This window comes from Streptomyces hazeniae (genome assembly GCF_031845485.1).
GTDB lineage: Bacteria > Actinomycetota > Actinomycetes > Streptomycetales > Streptomycetaceae > Streptomyces > Streptomyces hazeniae.
Window position 1 is genome coordinate 107,575 of sequence record NZ_JAVREQ010000007.1, and the last position, 19,784, is coordinate 127,358.

A 19,784-nucleotide genomic window follows, 5' to 3' on the forward strand; every position below is an offset into this window, starting at 1 on the left:
CGCGGGCTCACTGGAGCTGACGGCGGACCAGTTCACGGAATAGGCCGCCCGCGTCCGCGAGCAGTTCGGCAGGACGGCCCTGCTGGACCACACGTCCCTGCGACATCACCACGATCCGGTCGGCATCCATCACGGTCGACAGCCGGTGTGCGATGACGACGCGGGTGGCGTGCAGCTCCCGCGTGCTGTCGGTGACGATGCGCTGCGTCTCGTTGTCGAGGGCGCTGGTGGCCTCGTCGAAGAACAGGATGCGGGCGCGGCGGATCAGCGCCTGGGCGATCATCAGGCGCTGCCGCTGGCCGCCGGAGACGCTGCCTCCGCCGTCGGAGAGCATGGTGTGCATGCCCATCGGCATGGCCTTGATGTCGTCGGCGAGCCCAGCCATCCGGGCCGCCTGCCATGCCTCCTCCAGCGTGTAGGTCTCGGTGCCGCAGATGCACTCCAGGATCGAGCCGGTGAACGGCTGGGAGTTCTGCAGCACCACTCCGCACTGCCGCCGGACGGCCGCCTGGTCCAGCGCGGCGAGGTCCTGGCCGTCGTAGCGCACCTCGCCGGAGGTGGGCTTGTCGAAGCCGATGAGCAGCCGCAGCAGGGTGGACTTGCCGCAGCCGCTGGCTCCGACGACGGCGACGAACTCGCCGGGCTCGACGCGGAAGGAGACGTCGTCGAGCACCAGCGGCTCGCCCTCGCCGTACCGGAAGGACAGGCCGCTCGCCTCGATGGCGCCGGTGAGGACGCCCGGCTGGGTGCTGCCGCTGGCCACCTCGGGCCGTTCGTCGAGGATGGGGCGCAGCTGCTCGTACATGGGCAGGGCGGCGACGGCGGTGATCAGCGCGCCGGTCAGCTGGGTGGCGGAGGTCAGCAGCATGGTCACGGCGGCGGTGAAGGTGAGGAAGGCGCTCGGGCTGAGGCTGCCGCGGGCCGGACCGGCGAGCAGCATGAACAGGATGAGCATGCTCAACGGCAGGTGCACCGCGCCGAGTACGGCACTCAGGTTGCGGATGCGGCCGACACGGCGCTGGAGTTCGCGGCTGCGGGCGAACTCGCCCGCCCAGGCGCCGTACGCGAAGCTCTCGGCCGCGGCGACGCGGAGCTTCGGCAGTCCCCGCAGGGTCTGGAACGCCTGGTTGTTGAGCTTGTTGTTCAGGGCGACCAGCCGCCGCTGCCAGCGCACCTGCAGCAGGCCGGCGACGAGGAAGATCGAGGCCACCACGACCAGCATGCCGAGGGCGACCAGGGCGAGGGGGACGCTGAACCAGAGGAGCAGCGCCAGGTTGACGGCGGCCATGGTGACCGACTGCACGGCGACGGAGCTGATGCCGGAGATGACCTTGCGGATGGCGCTGACGCCCATGGCCGCGCTGGCCAGTTCGCCGGTGGAGCGGTGCTGGAAGAAGCGGGTGGGCAGGCGCAGCAGGCGGTCCCACACGGCGGGTTGGAGCGTGGCCTCCAGGCGCCCTTCCAGGCGGAGGATGGAGGTGTTCTGGAGCAGCAGGAAGGCGGCCGACACGGTGACGACGGCCACCAGGGCGACCGAGGTCTGCACGATGAGGCTGGTCTCCGCGTTGGGCACGAAGACGCCGAGGACCTGCCCGGTGGCGATGGGCACCAGGGCGCCCAGGCCGACCGCGGCGAGCGAGCTGAGGATCAGGTTGCGCACATCCAGCCGGGTGCCGCGCACGGCGAAGAGCAGCAGCCGCTTCTTGGACATCGGCCGGTCGGGGAGCGGGCGGTAGAACATCACGCCGCGCCGCTCGAAGCGGCCCTGGTTGCGCCTGGTGACGGGTGTCCGTTCGCCGGTCTCCGGGTCGACCGCCTCGTACCGGCGGCGGCGCCACAGCAGGGCGACGGGGGCGCCGTTGCCGCGGCGGCCGACGAGCGGCCCGGCGTTCTCCCGCCACCAGTCGCCGTCCAGCCGCACCACCCGGGTGCGAACGCGGGCGGCGGTGGCGATGCGTTCCACCGGGCTGAGCCGGTCGTTGCCCGGCCCGTCCGGAACGGTGGCCGGGAGGGTGATGCCGGTGGCGCGTGCCACCAGGCGGCAGGCGGCCAGTGTGGCGTCGTCGCCCGCCCGGCCGGTGCGGGAAGGTTCCCCCCGGGGGCGTCCCATCGAGTCCAGCAGGGCCTGGTCGGCCTGTTCCCGTACCGCCTCGCCGGCCTCGATGCCGGCGGCGGTGCGGTCCTCGTGGGCGCGTTCGAGGCGTTCGATCCAGCGGTCCAGGGCGCGCAGCAGCCGGGACTGCTGGTTGACCATGTGCTGCCAGGTCGCGGGGTCGATCAGCAGGTCGTGGGAGCCGTCGCCGTAGGCCGCGGCGTGCTGGACGCAGCCGGCCGCGACGGGCATCCACAGGATCTCGTCGTCGACGGGGTCCTGCGGCCCGGGGACACTCCCGGCGGGCTGCTGCACGGGCTGCCCGTCGAGCGGGGCCTCGAAGAGGATGCGCAGGCCGCGTCCGACGCCGCGGGCGAAGGCGTCCTCCAGCGGCCCGGTCCCGCCGTACTGGTTCCACTGGCCGGTGTTCCACTGCGTCCACTGCCCGGTGCCGTCGTCGCCGTACCCCGCCGCGGCGGGCCACTGGCCGGTGTCGTTCCACTGGCCGTCGGAGGGGTGCTGGAGTTCGCGCAGCGGGATGCGGCGGAGCGCGCAGTCGGCGAGGGGACGGCCGACGAGGGTGTGCCGTGGGCCTTCGACGGGGCCGAGGAGGAGGGTGCCGGGCTCCAGCCGGCCGAGGAAGTGCCAGTGGCCGTGTTCGCCGACGTCGACGGCGAACACGTCCATGGCCCCCTGGACGACGAGCCACAGGACGTGCGGACCCTCGAGGGAGAGGCTGCGGACGCCGCTGGCGTCGACCGGCTGCCCGAGGGCTCCGAGGTGGCCGACGACCACGTCGTCACCGGGCCCGGGGGTGCCGGGCCCGTGGGTGCCGGGCCCGGGGGTGCCGGACCCGTGGGCCCCACCGGTGGCCGGAGGCTGCTGTGCGTGGGTCACCTCAGTGCTCCTTGACCAGCTCGGCGTAGGTGCCGCCGGCGGCGACCAGCTCGTGGTGGCGGCCGCGTTCGACGACGGAGCCGCGGTCGAGGACGACGATCTCGTCGCTGTCGCGGACCGTGCTGAGCCGGTGAGCGATGACGATGCAGGCACAGCCGCGGCGGCGCAGGTTGTCGATGATGACGGCCTCGGTCTCGGCGTCCAGGGCGCTGGTGACCTCGTCGAGGACGAGGATGCTGGGACGGCGGACCAGCGCGCGGGCGATCTCGAGGCGCTGCCGCTGGCCGCCGGAGAAGTTGCGGCCGTCCTGCTCGACACGGCTGCGAATGCCGCCGGGGCGCCGGGCGACGACGTCCAGGATCGCGGCGTCCTCGAGGGCGGCGTGCACGGCGTCGTCGGGGAGGGAGGGGTCCCACAGGGCGATGTTGTCGCGGACGGTGCCCTCGAAGAGGAAGACGTCCTGGTCCACGAAGGACACGGAGGCGGCGAGTTCGCTGCGGGAGATGTCCTCCAGCCGGCGGCCGTCGATGCGGATGATGCCGTCCCAGGGGCTGTAGAGGCCCGATATCAGGCGCGAGACGGTGGACTTGCCGCTGCCCGAACCGCCGACGAGGGCGACCTGCCGGCCCGGGCCGACGTTCAGCGAGAAGCCCTTGAGCAGGGGTTCGTCCAGCGGGCTGTAGCCGAAGGTGATGTTCTCCAGGCTGACGTGGCCCTTGAGCCTGCGGGTGCTCGCCTCGGGTTCGCGGCGGGTGTAGAGACGGTCGGCGGGGAAGGTCTCGACGTCCTTGAGCCGGGCGACGTCGGCGGCGAAGTCCTGGATGCGGCCGACGATGCCGTTGAGCCGGGTGATGGGCGCGGTGAAGCTGGTGACCAGGGCCTGGAAGGCGACGAGCAGGCCGACGGTGATGGCGCCCTCGACCGCGCGCAGGCCCCCGATGAGGAGGATCATGGCGCTGTTGAGGGCGGCCAGGCTGGGGGCGACGATGGCCAGCACGGCGGTGGGGACGCCCAGCTTCTGCTGCTCGTCCAGAGTGGTGGCGTGCTGTCCCGCCCAGCGGCGGAAGTAGCCGTTCTCCCCGCCGGTGGCCTTCATCGTCTCGATGAGCTGGAGGCCGCTGTAGGAGGTGTTGGTGAGCTTGGCGGAGTCGGCCCGCAGCTTCTGGGTGCGGGTGGCGCGCAGCCTGATGACGATCCGCATGGCGAGGACGTTGAGCAGCGCGATCGACACGCCGACCACGGTCAGCTGCGGGTCGTAGGTCCACAGCAGCACCGCGTAGAGCACGACGACCACGGTGTCCACGCCGGCGGCGGCGAGGTCGCGCGCCAGTGTCTCGGCGACGGAGTCGTTGGAGCGCAGCCGCTGGACGAGGTCGGCGGGGTTGCGCTGGGCGAAGAAGGTGACGGGCAGCCGCAGCAGGTGGCGGAAGAAGCGGGCGCTGCTGAGGGTGGAGGAGATGATGCGCCCGCGCAGCAGGTTGGCCTGTTGCAGCCCGGTCAGCACGGCGGTGAGCACCACCGCGGCGCCCATCGCGCCGAACAGCACGCTCAGGAGCGAGGTCTGGCCGCCGAGCAGGAACATGTCGATGTAGGTACGGCTGAGCGCGGGAATCGTCGCACCGACCACGACCAGCAGGAAGCTGGCCACGAGCGCCGCGAGCATGGTGCCGCTGGTGCCGCGCAGACGCGCGGGCAGGGCGCGGGCCACCCCGGGTTTCCTGCCGCCGCGGCGGAACCCGTCGGAGGGCTCGAAGGTGAGCACGACACCGGTGAAGCTGGTGTCGAACTGCTCCATGGAGACGAACCGCCGGCCCTTGGCGGGGTCGTTGATGTGGACGCCGGTCCTGCCGAAGCGGCGCCCCACGCCGTCGAACACGACGTAGTGGTTGAACTCCCAGAACAGGATGGCCGGGGCACGGACCTCGGCGAGGCCCGCCGGTTCCATCTGCATGCCCTTGGCGGTGAGGCCGTAGGAACGGGCCGCCTTGAGCAGGTTGCTGGCGCGGGATCCGTCCCGGGAAACGCCGCAGGCGATACGCAGCTCCTCCAGGGGCACGTGCCGCCCGTAGTGGGCGAGGACCATGGCGAGCGATGCGGCCCCGCACTCCACGGCCTCCATCTGGAGGACGGACGGCGTGCGGACGGTCCGCTGCCGGCCGGCCTTCGGCGGCGGGCCGGGTCGCGCGCGGGTGGGCCGTCGCCGCCGGCCGCCGGGGGCCGGGGCCGAGCGGCGTCGGGCGCCCGCAGGTGCGGAGCGGCTGCGGCGGCGGCCGGGCTCGGCGTCCGGCCGTATGCCGCCGGGGGCTTCGGAGGAGGTCACGGGAGAAGCCATTCGGCAGGGTGCTGGGAGTCGAGGCGGACGGCGCCGCTGACCGTCGTGGAGGATTCGAGCCCGAAGGGAGGGCCGCCGTCGACGGACCAGCGCAGACCGGACTCCGTGCCGGGAGACTTCTCCAGGCGGACGCGCACCGCGACCGGCGGGCCGTCGCGGGTGAACTGCTCGGCGAGGCGGGCGTCGCCGACGAAGGAGGCGATCTGCTCCGCTCCGCGGGGACTGCGGCCGACGGACTCGACGGTGCCGCGCAGCACTCCGTACTGCTGGGTGGACACCGACTGGACGGTGAGGTCGACGGGGTCGCCCTCGGACACGCCCTCCGACTCGGCGCCGGGTACGTAGAGGGTGGCGACGAGGGGGTCATCGGGGCCGCGGACGCGTTCGAGGAGAGCGACGTCCGCTCCGGCGGTGACGACGGAGCCGATCCCGGCGGCGACGGTGGTGACGCGTCCCGGGGCGACGGTGCGGATGGCGGTGACGCCGGCCTCCGTGCGGACCCGGACCAACGGCTCGTCGGCGCCGAGGAGTTCGCCCTCCTTCGCCAGCACCTCGGTGACCTGGCCCGCGACGGGGCTCTGCAGCAGGTAGGTGCCCTGGCCGTGGGTGAGGACCCCGGGTGCGTCGAGCTTGGAGGAGACGGTGCCGGTGACCGACCAGACCGCTGCCGCGACCATCACCACGACCGTGACGAGAAGGACGATGCGGCCCTGCGGCCGGGCGAAACGCACCGGCACGTCGAGTTCTTCGGGCGACTGCAGCTTGGAAAGCGCCTTCTGCCGGAATTGCACGTCACTTTTCCTTCGCTGCGCTTGCCTTCACCGGTGACCTGGCGGAATCGGTGGACGAACTTAACACACAGGCCCCGGAACTCGAGTTCCGGGGCCTGCGCTTCTCGCTTCCGGTGAGCGGAACTCACCGTTCGCCGCGAGAGAGGTGCACGGCCCGTACGGCCGTGCGCCGGGGGACCGTCAGAGGTTCAGGCCGGTCTCCGGGCCGACGTTCAGGCCGCCCAGGTTCAGGCCGCCCAGGTCGGTGGCCACGCCGCCGAGGTCCGCACCCAGCACGTTCTCGACGGTGGTGCCGACCTGGCCCACGGCGCCGTCGAGCAGACCGCCGGAGATGTTGTCCAGCTCGGCGTCGGCGATCTCGGCGGTCTCGATGTGGTCGTTACGCATGGGAAGTGGTTCCCTTCATTGCTTCGTTCATAGGGGGAAATCACCCGGATCGAGATACCGGTCCGAATGAGGGGCAGGCGCGAAGAAGGTTTCCCGTGAGGGAAATTGCTCTCCCCCGTCGCCCGCCGGACGATCAGAACACGTGAGCGGAACGTCATGCCACTCGGTGACCCCCAGGTCGTCACATCTTCACACCCGGCATGGACCCGGCGACGAGCCCTCACGACCTCGTTCCATCCGCACGGCTCGCGGCTCCGAATACTTGTCCCGCGCGCCCGGCGGACGGCGGGGCGTGCCCTCACACGCGGAAGGGGGCGCCCCAGGTACCTGGGGCGCCCCCTTCGTGCGCGATGCTCGCGGCCTCTCGTCAGGCGTCGCCGCCGACGGGCCGGCCGCGGACGGGCATCGTCAGACCAGGCCGCCGGTGAGGCCGGAGACGGTGCCGGTCACGCCGTCCAGGCCGGGAACCGGGAGGGCGTCCAGGCCGAGGCCGTCGACGCCGGCGGAGACGCCGCCGCCCAGCTCGGTGCCCGCAACGCCGACAACGCCCTCGGCGGCGACGCCGACACCACCGGAAACCTGGTCGAGCTCGGCGTCGGCGATCTCAGCGGTCTCGATCTTGTCGTTCAGCATGGGAAGCGCCTTCCATACATCGTTCTCGTGAGGGGAAACAACATGCCGGCACCTGGCGGATGCCGACGCCCGCAGGGCGACCGCACAGATCCTCGTTGGGGGGGTGTCTGTCCGGCCGGTGGCCCGCCGGAGGTTGGATCAGATCACGGTCGGCCGAGCACTGACCACCCATGACGGGACAGGTCGTCAGATCTTCACGTCATCCGCCTGGAGGAATCCCATCCGGTGCACGGAGTTCACGAAACGCCAACCGGGGGTGGTTCCGGTTGTCCGGAACCACCCCCGGTTTTCAGGGATGTGGCGGAGTGTCGCCGATTCCTCTTACGCCCCGCGCAGGGTCGCCCCGGTGCGCTCCATCGCGGCGGCGACGGCGCCGTCCCGGGCCGCGGACGCCTCGTCGGCCTTCAGCGTGCGGTCCTCGGCACGGAACCGCAGCGCGTACGCGAGGGACTTGCGGCCCTCACCGAGCTGCTCGCCGGTGAACACGTCGAACAGCCGCAGCGACTCCAGCAACGGTCCCGCGCCCTCGCGCAGCGCCGCCTCCACCTCCGCGGCGGCGACGTCCGCGCCGACCACCAGGGCGACGTCCTGGGCGGCCACCGGGTAGGCCGACACGCTCGGCGCCCGCACCGGGCCGCCGGCGTCCTCCTCCAGCGCGTCCAGATCGACTTCCATCGCGCTGGTCCGCTCCGGAAGGCCGAAGGCCTTCACGACCCGCGGGTGCAGCTCGCCGGCGTAGCCGACGGTCCGCTCCCCCACCGAAAGCCGGGCGCAGCGCCCCGGGTGCCAGGGGCCGTACCGCCCCTGCTCCACCACCAGGTCGGCCCCGGCCTCGCGGGCGACCGTACGGGCCGCCTCCACGGCGTCGGCCCAGCCGGACGGCCGGCCCCCGCCCCACCAGCCGGCCTGCTCGCGCGGGCCGGACAGCACCGCGGCGACGTGCCGCGGCTGCCGGGGCAGCGCCGCGTCCAGCGACGCGATCTCCTCATCGGACGGGCGGTCGTCCACGCTGGGGCGCGGAGCGTCGCGCTCCTCGCCCGTCGGGTGGAACACCAGACCGGTCTCGAAGAGGGCGAGTCCGCCCTGAGCGCCCTGGCTGCCGCGCCCGTGGTTGCGGCGCAGCGCGGTCAGCAGCCCCGGCAGCAGCGCGGTGCGCAGCGCCGGCTCCTCGTCGGAGAGCGGGTTGACCAGCTTCACCGTGCGGCGGCACGAGTCCTCCGGGTCGAGCTGGAGTCCGTCCAGCGCCGAGGAGCCGATGAAGGGGTAGTTCAGCGCCTCGGTGTACCCGGCGCCCGCGAGGGCACGCCCGACCCGCCGGTGCAGCCGCTGGCGTTCGGTCAGCCCGCGGCCGGCCGGGGGGCGGGGCAGGGTGGAGGGCAGGTTGGCGTAGCCCTCCAGCCGGATGACCTCCTCCGCGAGGTCGTTGGGGTCGGTGAGGTCGGGCCGCCAGGACGGCACGGTCACGGTCAGCTCGTCCTGCCCGGACACGTCGCAGCCGACCTGCTGGAGCCGCCGTACGACGGTCTCCCGCCCGTAGGCGACGCCGGCCACGCGGTCCGGGTGGTCGGCGGCGATCCGGACGGTGCGCGGACCGCCGGGGGCGACGAACCGGGTGACGCCGGCCTCGGCGGAGCCGCCGGCGAGCAGCACCAGCAGGTCGACGGTGCGCTGCGCGGCGGCAGCGGCGGCCTCCGGGTCGACGCCGCGTTCGAAGCGGCGGGAGGCCTCGGAGGAGAGGCGGTGCCGCCGCGCGGTGCGGGCGATCGAGACCGGGTCGAAGTGGGCGGCCTCGATGACCACTTCGGTGCTGCCCTGCTCGCCGCCGGCCGCGTCGGCGATCTCGGTGTCCGCCCCGCCCATCACGCCGGCCAGCCCGATGGGGCCGCGCGAGTCGGTGATGACCAGGTCCTCGGGGTGCAGCGTGCGCTCCACGTCGTCGAGGGTGGTCAGCTTCTCGCCCGGCTCCGCGCGGCGCACCCCGATCGGCCCGTCGACGCGGGCGCGGTCATAGGCGTGCAGCGGCTGACCGAGTTCGAGCATCACGTAGTTGGTGACGTCCACGGCCAGCGAGATGGGGCGCATCCCCGCCTTCTGGAGGCGGCGCTGCAGCCAGATCGGCGAACGGGCGTCCGTGCGCAGCCCGGTGACCGCGCGGGCGGTGAACCGGTCGCAGCCGTGCGGGTCGGCGACCTCGACCTTCGGGCCGTGGTCGTTGGCGGCGGGCACGTCGAGCAGCGCCGGATCGCGCAACGGCAGGCCGTAGGCGGTGGCGGTCTCCCGGGCGAGACCGCGCAGCGAGAGGCAGTAGCCGCGGTCGGGGGTGACCGCGATGTCCAGCACCTCGTCGACCAGTTCCAGCAGCTCGACGGCGTCGGTGCCCGCCTCGTACTCGGGCGGGAGGACGATGATGCCGTCGTGGTCGTCGCCCATGCCCAGCTCGCGGGCCGAGCAGATCATGCCTTCCGAGACCTTGCCGTAGGTCTTGCGGGCGGAGATGGCGAAGCCGCCGGGGAGTTCGGCGCCGGGCAGCACCACGACCACCTTGTCGCCGACGGCGAAGTTGGTCGCGCCGCAGATGAGGTTCTGCGGCTCCCCCGTGCGGTTGGCGTCGCCCACGTCCACCTGGCACCAGCGGATGGGCTTCTTGAACTCGGTCAGCTCCTCGATCGCCAGCACCTGCCCGACGACGAGCGGGCCCTTGAGCCCGGCGCCGAGCAGGTCGACGGTCTCGACCTCCAGCCCGGCCTCGATCAGCTTCGCCGCGACGTCGCGGCCGGTCTCACCGGCCGGCAGGTCGACGTACTCCCGCAGCCAGGAAAGCGGCGCCCGCATCAGATCTCCATCCCGAACGGCCGGGTGAAGCGCACGTCACCCTCGACCATGTCTCGCATGTCCTCGACGTTGTGGCGGAACATCAGCATCCGCTCGATGCCGAACCCGAAGGCGAAGCCGCTGTAGCGCTCCGCGTCGACGCCGCAGGCGGTCAGGACGCGGGGGTTGACCATGCCGCAGCCGCCCAGTTCGATCCAGCCCTCGGAGGAGCAGGTCCGGCACGGACGGTCCACGTTGCCGACGGACTCCCCATGGCACACGTAGCAGACCATGTCCATCTCGGCGGACGGCTCGGTGAAGGGGAAGTAGTTGGGCCGCAGCCGCGTCTTCATGTCCTCGCCGAACAGCGACTGCACCATGTGGTCCAGCGTGCCCTTGAGGTCGGCCATGGTCAGGCCCTCGTCGACGGCGAGCAGCTCGACCTGGGTGAACACCGGGGTGTGCGTGGCGTCCAGCTCGTCGGTGCGGAACACCCTGCCGGGGCAGATCACGTACACCGGCAGCTCGCGGTCGAGCAGCGAGCGGATCTGCACCGGGGAGGTGTGCGTGCGCAGCACGACCCCGGACTCGTCGCCGCTCGCCTCGCCCTTGGGGCCCTGTACGAAGAAGGTGTCCTGCATGGTGCGGGCCGGGTGGTCCGGCGGGATGTTGAGCGCGTCGAAGTTGAGCCACTCTGCCTCGACCTCGGGCCCCTCGGCCACCTCGTAGCCCATGGCGACGAAGACGTCCTCGATGCGCTCGGACAGCGTGGTGAGCGGGTGCCGGGCACCGGCCGGGTGCCGGTCGTGCGGCAGCGTCACGTCCACCGCCTCCTCGGCGAGGACGCGCTCGTCGCGCTCGGCCTCCAGCTCCTCCTGGCGCTTCTTCAGCGCCTGGCCGACCGCGCCACGGGCCTGGCCGACGCGCTTGCCCGCCTCGGCCTTGGCGTGCGGCGGCAGGGCGCCGATCTCACGGTTAGCCAGGGCGAGCGGCGAGCGGTCGCCCGCGTGGGCGGCCTTCACCTCGCGCAGCGCGTCCAGGTCCGTGGCCGCGGCGACGGCTTCGAGCGCCTCGTTCCGTGCCCGGTCGATCTCTTCCGGTTTCAGTGCCTCGACCTCGACAGGGTCGTACGACTTGTTGGGTGCCGACATCTCTTCCCGTGCTTCCGATTGGCGTGGCTGCGCATGCGTGCCGCTGACCGAGTCTACGGCCCTGGCCTGTCGGTCTTCGCCGGTCGGCGGGCGCGGGCTGGGCATCGGCAGGTGCGCGGGGGCTGTGCGGAGAGCCCGTGGGGCCGGTCAGGCCATGAAGGCCGGGGCGCCCACGGGCAGGGTAAATCGGAACTGCGCGCCGCCGCCCTCGGCACGGGAGACGGTGATGCCGCCGCTGTGGGCCTCGACGATGCCCTTGACGATGTACAGGCCCAGCCCGGTGCCGCCTCGCTTGCTGCCCCGCCAGAAGCGGGTGAAGACGCGGCTCATGGACTCCTCCGGAATGCCGGGGCCCTCGTCACTGACGGTGACCGTGGTGCCGGTGCACTCCCGCGGGTGCGGGGACGGCGAGGGCGCCACTTCTATCGTGACGGTTCCCTCGCCGTGACGCACGGCGTTTTCCAGCAGGTTGCCCAGTACCTGGTCGATCTTGTCCGGGTCCGCCCACAGCTCGGGCAGCGGCTCGACGATGCGGGTCAAGAAACGGCCGGGGGGCTGTCCGGCCGCCGTGTGGGCCTCGATGTGGCGGCGCACCGCGGCGGCCATGTCGACGGGCTGCCGGCGTACCTCGAGGCGGCCGGAGTCGATGCGGGAGATGTCCAGCAGCTCGGTGATGAGCCGGGTGACCCGGTTGGCGTCGGCGTCCACCGTCTCCAGCATCAGCCGCTTCTGGTCGTCGGTGAAGCGTTCCCACTTGGCGAGCAGGGTGGCGGTGAAGCCCTTGACGGAGGTCAGCGGCGAGCGCAGTTCGTGGGCGACCGTGGCGATGAGCTCGGCGTGGCTGCGCTCGGTGCGGCGGCGGGCCTCGGTGCCGCGCAGCGAGACCACCAGCCGGTCCACCGGGCCGGTGCGACGCACGCGGACGTACCGGACGGAGACCAGCACCTCGCGGCCGTGCAGTAAGAGATGGCGTTCGGGCTGGCCGGTGCGGGTGGCGAGGCCCCCGTACGGGTCTGTCAGCGGCCACCACCGGCGGCCTTTGAGGTCCTCCAGCGGGAGGGCGCTCTCCAGCGGCTTGCCGAGCACGTCGGCGGGGTCGGTGTGGCAGATCCGGGCGGCGGCGGTGTTGAAGCAGACGACGTGGCCGGTGGCGTCGGCGATCACCAGGCCGTCGGGCAGCTCGTCCGGGTGCACGCCGGGGCCGCCGGGCCGCGGGCGGGCGTGCGGGCGAGACTCCTCGCTCCCCTCGGCTGCCATCCCCGCACCCTTCCGTCCGGCTCCCCCGGCTCCGGTCCCCGTCGGCCCACCTTAACCGTTGGAGGTCACGGAGCGGCACCCTCCGGGTGCACGCTGCGCACGGGCGGAGGCGTAGAGGCACACGGCGGCGGCGGTGGCCAGATTGAGGCTCTCGGCCCGGCCGTGGATCGGGACGCCCACCACGTCGTCCGCCAGCGCCCGGGTCTCCTCGGGCAGGCCCCACGCCTCGTTGCCGAACATCCAGGCGGTGGGGCTGCTCAGGGTGCCGTCGTCGAGTTCTGCGTCCAGGTCGCGGTCACCGGCTCCGTCGGCGGCGAGCACCCGCACCCCGGCGGCGCGCAGACCGGCGACCGCCTCGGGCGCGGGGACACCGACGGCGACGGGCAGGTGGAAGAGGGAGCCGACGGAGGCGCGTACGGCCTTGGGGTTGTAGACGTCGACGGAGGCGTCGGTGAGGACGACCGCGTCGGCGCCGGCCGCGTCGGCGCAGCGCAGCACGGTCCCGGCGTTGCCGGGGTCGCGCACGTGGGCGAGGAGGGCGACCAGCCGGGGGCGGGCGGCCAGCACGTCGGCGAACGGCCGGTCCAGGAAGCGGCACACGCCCACCAGGCCCTGCGGGGTCACGGTCCGGGCCAGGGAGGCCAGGGTGTCCTCGGGGGTCAGGTGGAGGCGCGCGCCGGCCGTGCGGGCCGCGTCCACGATGTCGCCGTGCCGGCCGGCGGCGTCCTCGGTGACGAAGAGCTCGGTGAGTACGGGTTCGCCGTCCACCCGGTGGGCGGCCGCCTCCCGCACGGCCTGCGGGCCCTCGGCGAGGAACCGGCGGTCCCTGCCGCGCAGACTGCGGCGGGCGAGCCGGCGGGCGGCGGCGATCCGGGTCGCGGACGGGGGGATCACGGGTGTCTTCGTCTCCGGGGTTTCGCGCGGGCTTCTCGGTGCGAGGGCGGGGCCGGACAGCAGCGGACCCGCAGGCCGGGGGCCTGCGGGTCCGGTGGCGTCGGCGGCGACGCTCAGGCCGTGGTTCAGGCGGCCTTCGGGGCGTTGACGTCGCTGGGGAGGGCCTTCTGGGAGACCTCGACCAGCGCGGCGAACGCCGCGGTGTCGTTGACCGCGAGGTCGGCGAGGATCTTGCGGTCCACCTCGACGTTGGCGGCCTTCAGCCCCTGGATGAAGCGGTTGTAGGTCATGCCGTTGGCGCGGGCCGCGGCGTTGATCCGCTGGATCCACAGCTGACGGAAGTCGCCCTTGCGCTTCTTGCGGTCGTTGTAGTTGTAGACGAACGAGTGGGTGACCTGCTCCTTCGCCTTGCGGTACAGGCGGGAGCGCTGGCCGCGGTAGCCGCTGGCCTGCTCGAGGATCGCCCGGCGCTTCTTCTGGGCGTTGACTGCCCGCTTGACGCGTGCCACTGGTGTGTCTCCTTGGAGGCGGGGCCGTGGCGGTGTTCACACGGCCCGGATGGAAAAGTGTCCCGGTCGAGCGGGGATTACTTGCCGAGAAGCTTCTTGATCTTCTTGGCGTCGGCCGGAGCCATCTCCTGGGTGCCCGCGAGGCGGCGCGTCAGCGTGGACGGCTTGTGCTCGAGGTAGTGGCGGCGGCCGGCCCGCTGGCGCAACACCTTGCCGGAGCCCGTGACCTTGAAGCGCTTGCGGGCACCACTGTGCGTCTTGTTCTTCGGCATGTCGCCGTCTTCTCCTCGTCGGTGGCGCCTGGGGTGCCCGTGTCGGGGCAGCCGGAAGCGCCGGTCGGTTCGGTTGCTTGGTCCTGGGCGTGCGCCCGGGAGGGCTCACGCCTCGGCGGGCTCCTCGGCAGGGCTGCTGTCCTGCTGGCGGCCGGCCTTGCGTGCGGCCTGCGCCTCGCGGGCTTCGGCCATCGCCTCGGTCTTCTTCTTGTGCGGACCGAGAACCATGATCATGTTACGGCCGTCCTGCTTGGGGTTGGACTCCACGAAGCCCAGCTCCTGGACGTCGTCCGCGAGGCGCTGCAGGAGCCGGTAGCCCAGTTCGGGGCGGCTCTGCTCGCGACCGCGGAACATGATCGTGATCTTGACCTTGTCCCCCTGCTTGAGGAACCGGACGACGTGACCCTTCTTGGTGTCGTAGTCGTGCGGATCGATCTTCGGCCGGAGCTTCATCTCCTTGATGACCGTGTGCGCCTGGTTCTTGCGCGCTTCACGGGCCTTCATGGCCGACTCGTACTTGAACTTTCCGTAGTCCATGAGCTTGCACACGGGCGGGCGGGCGTTGGCCGCCACCTCGACGAGGTCGAGGTCGTACTCCGTGGCGAGCTCCAGGGCCTTGGCAAGCGGCACGATGCCGACCTGCTCGCCGCTGGGACCGACGAGTCGCACCTCGGGGACACGAATCCGGTCGTTGATGCGGGGCTCGGCGCTGATGGGGCCTCCTCGGGTGCACCACACGGCCATCTGGCGAACGGCCGCGCAAGAGTGAAGTTGAGTTCTCGACCCCCGCGCCCTGACGTGCGAAACGCCCCGGACGGGACACAGGCGGGGCTCCACGGATGGGGAGCACCGCCGCGGTTCACCGCGGGGCGCAGCCTGACCGTTGACCCGAGGTCCCGGGGGACCACAGGGTGGGAGAGCGGAGCCTCCACTTGCGGGCCGGGGTCGGTCCTCGGTGGCGGTCTCCCGCTGCGAGGGTCCGGACGTCCGGCCGGTCGGTTCTCGAGCATACCAGGGTTCGGCGGGCGAGGTCGCACGCCTACCCTGGGCACCATGAGCGACGCCGCTGACGACCAGCACCAGAACCAGCCGGAGGCCCCGCAGGGCGAGCAGCCCGTCGGCTTCGACACCATGACCCGCGACATCGCGGACGTGCCCGCCGTGGAGGTGATCACGACCGTGGCCGTGCACCTGATGAGCTCGGCGGCGGTCAAGTGCGGGCTGGCCGAGGAGGGCGCCGCGCACAAGGACCTGGACGAGGCGCGCAAGCTGATCCACGCGCTGGCCGGCCTCGTCACGGCGAGCGCGACCGAGATCGGTTCCTACCACGCCGCGCCGCTGCGGGACGGGCTGAAGTCGCTCCAGCTGGCGTTCCGCGAGGCGTCCGTGGTGCCGGACGAGCCGGGGCAGGGGCCGGGCGAGAAGTTCACCGGGCCCGTGATCGGCTGAAGGCGGGCCGCGGCCCCACCACGCGGGGACCGCGGCGGCGAGGACTCCGCGGTGCTTCTCAGGCGCGCACGTCGTCGCCCGGCAGCAGACCCTCCTGGTGGCCCACTTCGTCCTGCGGATGCGTCAGGCGGTGGACGACCGCCGCCAGCGCCCCGCCGGCCAGCGGGGCCACCAGGAACAACCACACCTGAGTCAGCGCGGCGCCGCCCGCGAACAGCGCGGGCGCCAGGCTGCGCGCCGGGTTGACCGAGGCGCCGGTCAGCGGGATGCCGACCAGGTGCACCGCGGCGAGCGCCAGTCCGATCGGTACGCCGTCGACGCCGGTCACCGCGAGCCGGTGGGTGACCGACAGCCACACGTAGACCAGCAGGAACGTCAGCACGATCTCCGTGACGAGGGCGCCGAAGGTGTTGAGCTGGACGGCCGAGCGGTCGCCGAAGCCGTTGGTGCCGAAGCGTTCGCCGATCTCCAGGTCGGGGATCTGGTGGGCGACCAGGAACAGCAGCAGGGCGCCCAGGATCGCGCCGACGAGCTGCGCGACCCAGTACCGCACCGCGGTGGTCACGTCGATGCGGCGGGCCACCAGCATGCCCAGGGTGACGGCAGGGTTGAGGTTGGCACCCGAGAGGGAGCCCAGGGCGTAGGCGAGCGCCAGCATGGTCAGACCGAAGGTGAGGGCGATGCCGAGGGTGCCGATGTACTCGCCGGCCACGACGGCGGCGCCGACGCCGAAGAAGACCAGCAGGCCGGTTCCCAGGCATTCGGCGACCAGCGGCCGCGTGTCCGTCACGGTCAGGGTCTCCGCCCGCATGACGCCTCCCGTCGGGGACGATCGAAGATCGCGATGTGTCCCCGAGTGTCGGTCCGCCCGGCGCGGCACGCATGTGCAGAGCGCCAAGCGGGTGGCGCGTCCGTCGGCTGCCGTCCGCCGCCGTTCCGGTATCCGCCGTCAGCTGCGGTAGAGGGCGTCCTCGGGGAGGCTGCTGCCGGCCGGGAGGACGGCCAGGTCCAGCCCGCGTACCAGTGCGGCGCGCAGCGTCTCGTCGGCGGCCAGGGCGGCGGCCACCCGGCGTGCCGCGGCAGCGGGGTCGGCGTCCGGGGCGAGAGCCACGGCGAGCGTGCCGTCGGTGTCGCCGCGGGGCGGCAGGAGGTGCGCGCCGTGAACCGCCTGCTCGGCGGCGAGCACCCGGCGCAGGGCGTCGGCGACGTCCGCGTCGTCGAGGGGCCGGGGGCGGTCGGCGCCGCCCGCCGCGAGTCCGCGCAGCGCGGCACCCGTCAGTTCGTACGGGACCGGGCCGGCGAGGTCCAGTACCACGGTGTCCGCGCCCTCGTGGGCGGCCGCGAGCAGCGCCTGGCGCAGCGGGACGGCGACCGGACGGGCGTCGGGCTGCCAGCGCGCCAGGGTCTCGGTGGAGGTGAAGGCGGGCAGGGCACGCCGGCCGCCCGGGGCGTTCAGGGTGGGGACGGCCATGTCGCTGGACTTGTCGCGGCGCAGTCCGTCCGTGCCGGTCTCCGCCTCGCCCAGAACGGCGACGACGGGCACCAGCAGCCGCGCGCCTCGCAGTGCGTCCAGCAGCGCGTCCTCCCGCGCGGGGTCCTGCCGCCAGGCGGCGAGGGCGTCGGCGAGGACCGGGTCGGCCCGGCCGTCGTCACCGGAGAAGCCGGGGTCGGGAATGTTCTTGAGCGCCACGGACACGAGGCTAACCGGACGGGGTCAGTGGGTCCGGCTCCGGGCACCCCGCTGGAGGGCGACGGCTCCCGCGATGAGGAGCGCGCCGCAGGCGGCGCCGGTCAGCGCGAGCCAGTCGAAGCCGCCCGAGGTGTCGTCCGGCCCGGCGCCGAAGTAGCGCTCGGGGTAGGGCTGCACGCCCTTCTCGAGGGACTGCGGCCGGACGGTGGCGCCCATCTCGATGGCCGCGGCGGCGTCGACGACGCCGGTGCCGAGCGCGTCGCTGCGGCCGCCCGGCGGCGTGTTCTGCGCGGTGTCCGCGAGGAGTTGCCTGACCTGGGCGGGCGTGAGATCGGGATGGGCGGCGGTGACGAGGGCGGCGGCGCCGGAGACGAAGGCCGCAGCGACGCTGGTCCCCCAGCCCTCGTAGTAGAGGCGGTCGGGTTCGGTGATGATCACGTCGTCGCCGGGTGCGGCCACGGTGGCGTACCAGCGGCGGGTGGAGAAGTCGGCACGGCGGCCGTTCTCGTCGACGGCGGTGACGGCGATCACGCCGGGGTAGGCGGCCGGGTAGGAGACGTGGTCGCCGTCCTTGCCGTCGTTGCCGGCGGAGGCGACGACCACGACGCCCTTGCGCAGCGCGTGGCGGACGGCGGCGTCCTGCTGCGGGTCGGGGTGCGCGGAGTCGCTGTCGTCGCCGAGCGAGAGGTTGATGACGTCCGCGCCGTTGTCCGCGGCCCAGCGGATGCCCTCGGCCAGGGCGTCGCCGCGGGTGCGGCGGGCCTCGTCGCGGGCGTCGTCGTCCTCTTCGAGCAGTACCCGCACCGGCAGGATCTTCGCGCCGGGCGCGACGCCCAGCACTCCGTGCGCGTCGCCCGTGTCGTGGCCGTGGCCGGCGATGACGCCGGCCATCGCGGTGCCGTGGCGCGCCCAGGCGGGGTCGCCGCGCTGTGCGCCGAAGCCGACGAGGTCCTTCCCCTCCAGCACCGAGCCGGTGAGATCGGGGTGGGTGGCATCGACGCCCGTGTCGAGGACGGCCACGGTGACGCCCTCGCCCCGGGTGGTCTCCCAGGCCTCGCGGACATTGACGGTGGCCAGGCCCCACTGCCGTTCCTGGAGCCCCTCCCCGGCCGCGTGCGCCGTGCCGGCGGTGAGCGGCACGGTGACCAGGGCGGCGGCCGCCAGCAGCGCCGCGGTGCGGCGGACCACGCCGCGGGCGGCGGCCGGGTACCCGCGGTTGCCGGAGAGGGTGTGGGAGGGGGTGTCGGCTGTCGGGGGCCCGGCGAGGCGGTCCATTCAGTTCTCTTCCTTCGCGGGCTCGGGCAGCCGGGCGCGCAGCGCCTGCTCGATGCGGTCGGCCAGGCCCCGGGCGTCGTGGCCGAGACCCGCCTGGGCCGGCGCGGAGGTCGCCTCCGGGTCGACGGCGTCGGCGGCGGGACGCGGCTCGGCCACGGGACGGCCGTCGGCGAACCCGGACACGGCGAAGACGATCACCGGCGCCCCGGTGAGCACGCGGACGGTCCAGCTGGCGCGCTGTGCGTCGCCGAAGTCGGCGGCGACCGTGCCGCGGGGCGGGAACGTGCGGGGCATCAGGTCGGTGCGCTCCGCGAGCCCCTCCTCCTCGAAGCGGGCCCGGAGGGCGCGCATCCCTGTCCGGTCGGCCTCGGTGAAGACCAGGCCGACGGTGACGACGCTGGTGCTGGTCTCGTCCGCGTAGGTGGCGCGGACGAGCCGTCGGCAGCCCACGGGTGAGACCGCCTTGGCGAGCAGGGGGTCGAAGGCCTGCCGGCAGGGGCCGTCGGGGGCCACCGCGAGCCGGGTCCACCGGCGGTCGGCGCCACCGGGGCCGGCGCCCTCGGCTTCGACCGTGCGGGGGAAGAGCCCGTCGACGGGGACGTTGTGCCACAGGCCGCGGGCCTCGTCGAAGGCGGCCTGCGCCGCGGACGGTCCGGCCTCGGCGTCGTCGGCGAGGAGGGTGCCGGCGGTGGTGCCGCCCAGCAGGCCGACGCCCAGCACCAGGCAGGCGGCCGCCGCGACGGTGCGCATCGGCAGGCGCCGTGGCTCCTCGTCGCGGATGGGTCGCAGCCGGAAGGTGGGCGGACCGGCGATGTCGTCGTCGAACCGCGGCGCCGCCGGCGCGGGGCGCGGCGGGTGGGGGGGCCGGGGCGGCGGGGCTCCGGCGGACGGTGGGGGCGGCGTCGCCGGGACGTCCGGCCGGCGCGGGGGGCGTGGCGGCGGAACCGGCGCGGCGGTGGTGCCCGGGGACGCCGTCCCCGCGGCGCTCGTGCGGGTCGTGGCCGTCCTCGCGGCGGCACCGGGACGGCTCGTGTCACGTGGCGCGGTGCGGGGAGCGACGCGGGTGGTGGGCTCGTCCTCGGGGATCGGCGCGGCGCCGGGCGACGGCGGCCCGCCCTTCCCCGCCGCGTCGTTCCGCCGCCCTTCCCGCGCCGGTTCCCCGGTCGTGGGGGGTGCGGTGCGGGGGCGCGGGGGGACGGTGGGCCGGGGAGGCGCGGCGGGCGGCAGCGGCACGTGCGGGTTGCGGGGGCGACCGGCCTCCGTGCTCATGCGCGCCCTCCCCCGGCCATGGCGGCGCGCACGCCTGCGCGCGACCGGATGACGTGTGACGTGGTGTTCTGCCGA

17 protein-coding genes are annotated in these 19,784 nt (G+C 73.5%); 1 reads left to right on the forward strand and 16 read right to left on the reverse strand.

Annotated elements, in window-relative coordinates:
* Positions 1-7: 7 nt before the first annotated feature.
* From RM572_RS10370 to infC, 12 genes are all read right to left on the reverse strand, one after another.
* The gene (locus tag RM572_RS10370) at positions 8-2,887 is read right to left on the reverse strand and encodes an NHLP bacteriocin export ABC transporter permease/ATPase subunit (RefSeq protein ID WP_311673084.1); all 2,880 of its coding nucleotides are present in this window, start codon (positions 2,885-2,887) and stop codon (positions 8-10) included.
* Between the two features lie 103 nt (positions 2,888-2,990).
* Positions 2,991-5,108 (reverse strand): NHLP family bacteriocin export ABC transporter peptidase/permease/ATPase subunit, encoded by a 2,118-nt coding sequence (locus tag RM572_RS10375; protein ID WP_394813579.1) that lies wholly within the window; start codon positions 5,106-5,108, stop codon positions 2,991-2,993.
* A gap of 197 nt (positions 5,109-5,305) precedes the next feature.
* Positions 5,306-6,112 (reverse strand): HlyD family efflux transporter periplasmic adaptor subunit, encoded by an 807-nt coding sequence (locus RM572_RS10380; RefSeq protein WP_311672974.1) that lies wholly within the window; start codon positions 6,110-6,112, stop codon positions 5,306-5,308.
* A gap of 180 nt (positions 6,113-6,292) precedes the next feature.
* Complete coding sequence (locus RM572_RS10385) at positions 6,293-6,499, reverse strand: type A2 lantipeptide (protein ID WP_311672975.1); 207 nt, start codon at positions 6,497-6,499, stop codon at positions 6,293-6,295.
* A 408-nt stretch (positions 6,500-6,907) separates the two neighbouring features.
* Positions 6,908-7,132 (reverse strand): hypothetical protein, encoded by a 225-nt coding sequence (locus RM572_RS10390; RefSeq protein WP_037789200.1) that lies wholly within the window; start codon positions 7,130-7,132, stop codon positions 6,908-6,910.
* 321 nt (positions 7,133-7,453) lie between these two features.
* Positions 7,454-9,964 carry a phenylalanine--tRNA ligase subunit beta gene (pheT, locus tag RM572_RS10395; RefSeq protein WP_311672976.1) on the reverse strand — a complete coding sequence of 837 codons (2,511 nt, stop codon included), beginning with the start codon at positions 9,962-9,964 and terminating at the stop codon, positions 7,454-7,456.
* Entirely contained in the window at positions 9,964-11,094 is a 1,131-nt protein-coding gene (gene pheS / locus RM572_RS10400) for a phenylalanine--tRNA ligase subunit alpha (protein WP_027762706.1), read from the reverse strand. Before pheS ends, pheT begins: the two co-directional genes overlap by 1 nt.
* 147 nt (positions 11,095-11,241) lie before the next feature.
* Positions 11,242-12,351, reverse strand: coding sequence for a sensor histidine kinase (locus tag RM572_RS10405; RefSeq protein ID WP_311672977.1), 1,110 nt, complete (start codon positions 12,349-12,351; stop codon positions 11,242-11,244).
* A 51-nt stretch (positions 12,352-12,402) separates the two neighbouring features.
* A complete protein-coding gene (locus RM572_RS10410; RefSeq protein ID WP_311672979.1) occupies positions 12,403-13,245 on the reverse strand; it encodes a TrmH family RNA methyltransferase in 843 nt (280 codons plus the stop codon).
* A 125-nt stretch (positions 13,246-13,370) separates the two neighbouring features.
* Positions 13,371-13,754, reverse strand: a complete 384-nt coding sequence (gene rplT / locus RM572_RS10415) for a 50S ribosomal protein L20 (protein ID WP_311672980.1) — start codon at positions 13,752-13,754, stop codon at positions 13,371-13,373.
* 77 nt (positions 13,755-13,831) lie between these two features.
* Positions 13,832-14,026, reverse strand: a complete 195-nt coding sequence (gene rpmI / locus RM572_RS10420; protein WP_027762709.1) for a 50S ribosomal protein L35 — start codon at positions 14,024-14,026, stop codon at positions 13,832-13,834.
* A gap of 105 nt (positions 14,027-14,131) precedes the next feature.
* On the reverse strand, positions 14,132-14,764 hold the full coding sequence (gene infC, locus RM572_RS10425) for a translation initiation factor IF-3 (RefSeq protein ID WP_027762710.1): 633 nt from the start codon (positions 14,762-14,764) through the stop codon (positions 14,132-14,134).
* A 315-nt stretch (positions 14,765-15,079) separates the two neighbouring features.
* On the opposite strand from infC, the gene RM572_RS10430 reads away from it, so the two are divergent.
* Positions 15,080-15,475, forward strand: a complete 396-nt coding sequence (locus RM572_RS10430) for a DUF1844 domain-containing protein (RefSeq protein WP_394813573.1) — start codon at positions 15,080-15,082, stop codon at positions 15,473-15,475.
* Between the two features lie 58 nt (positions 15,476-15,533).
* Here RM572_RS10430 and RM572_RS10435 read toward each other — a convergent pair whose 3' ends face one another.
* From RM572_RS10435 to RM572_RS10450, 4 genes are all read right to left on the reverse strand, one after another.
* Positions 15,534-16,286, reverse strand: coding sequence for an MIP family channel protein (locus RM572_RS10435; RefSeq protein WP_311672981.1), 753 nt, complete (start codon positions 16,284-16,286; stop codon positions 15,534-15,536).
* A gap of 138 nt (positions 16,287-16,424) precedes the next feature.
* Positions 16,425-17,165 (reverse strand): SseB family protein, encoded by a 741-nt coding sequence (locus tag RM572_RS10440; RefSeq protein ID WP_311672982.1) that lies wholly within the window; start codon positions 17,163-17,165, stop codon positions 16,425-16,427.
* A gap of 24 nt (positions 17,166-17,189) precedes the next feature.
* Positions 17,190-18,440, reverse strand: coding sequence for a type VII secretion-associated serine protease mycosin (gene mycP / locus RM572_RS10445; protein WP_311672983.1), 1,251 nt, complete (start codon positions 18,438-18,440; stop codon positions 17,190-17,192).
* A complete protein-coding gene (locus tag RM572_RS10450; protein WP_311672984.1) occupies positions 18,441-19,709 on the reverse strand; it encodes a hypothetical protein in 1,269 nt (422 codons plus the stop codon). It lies immediately after the preceding gene.
* Positions 19,710-19,784 lie beyond the last annotated feature (75 nt).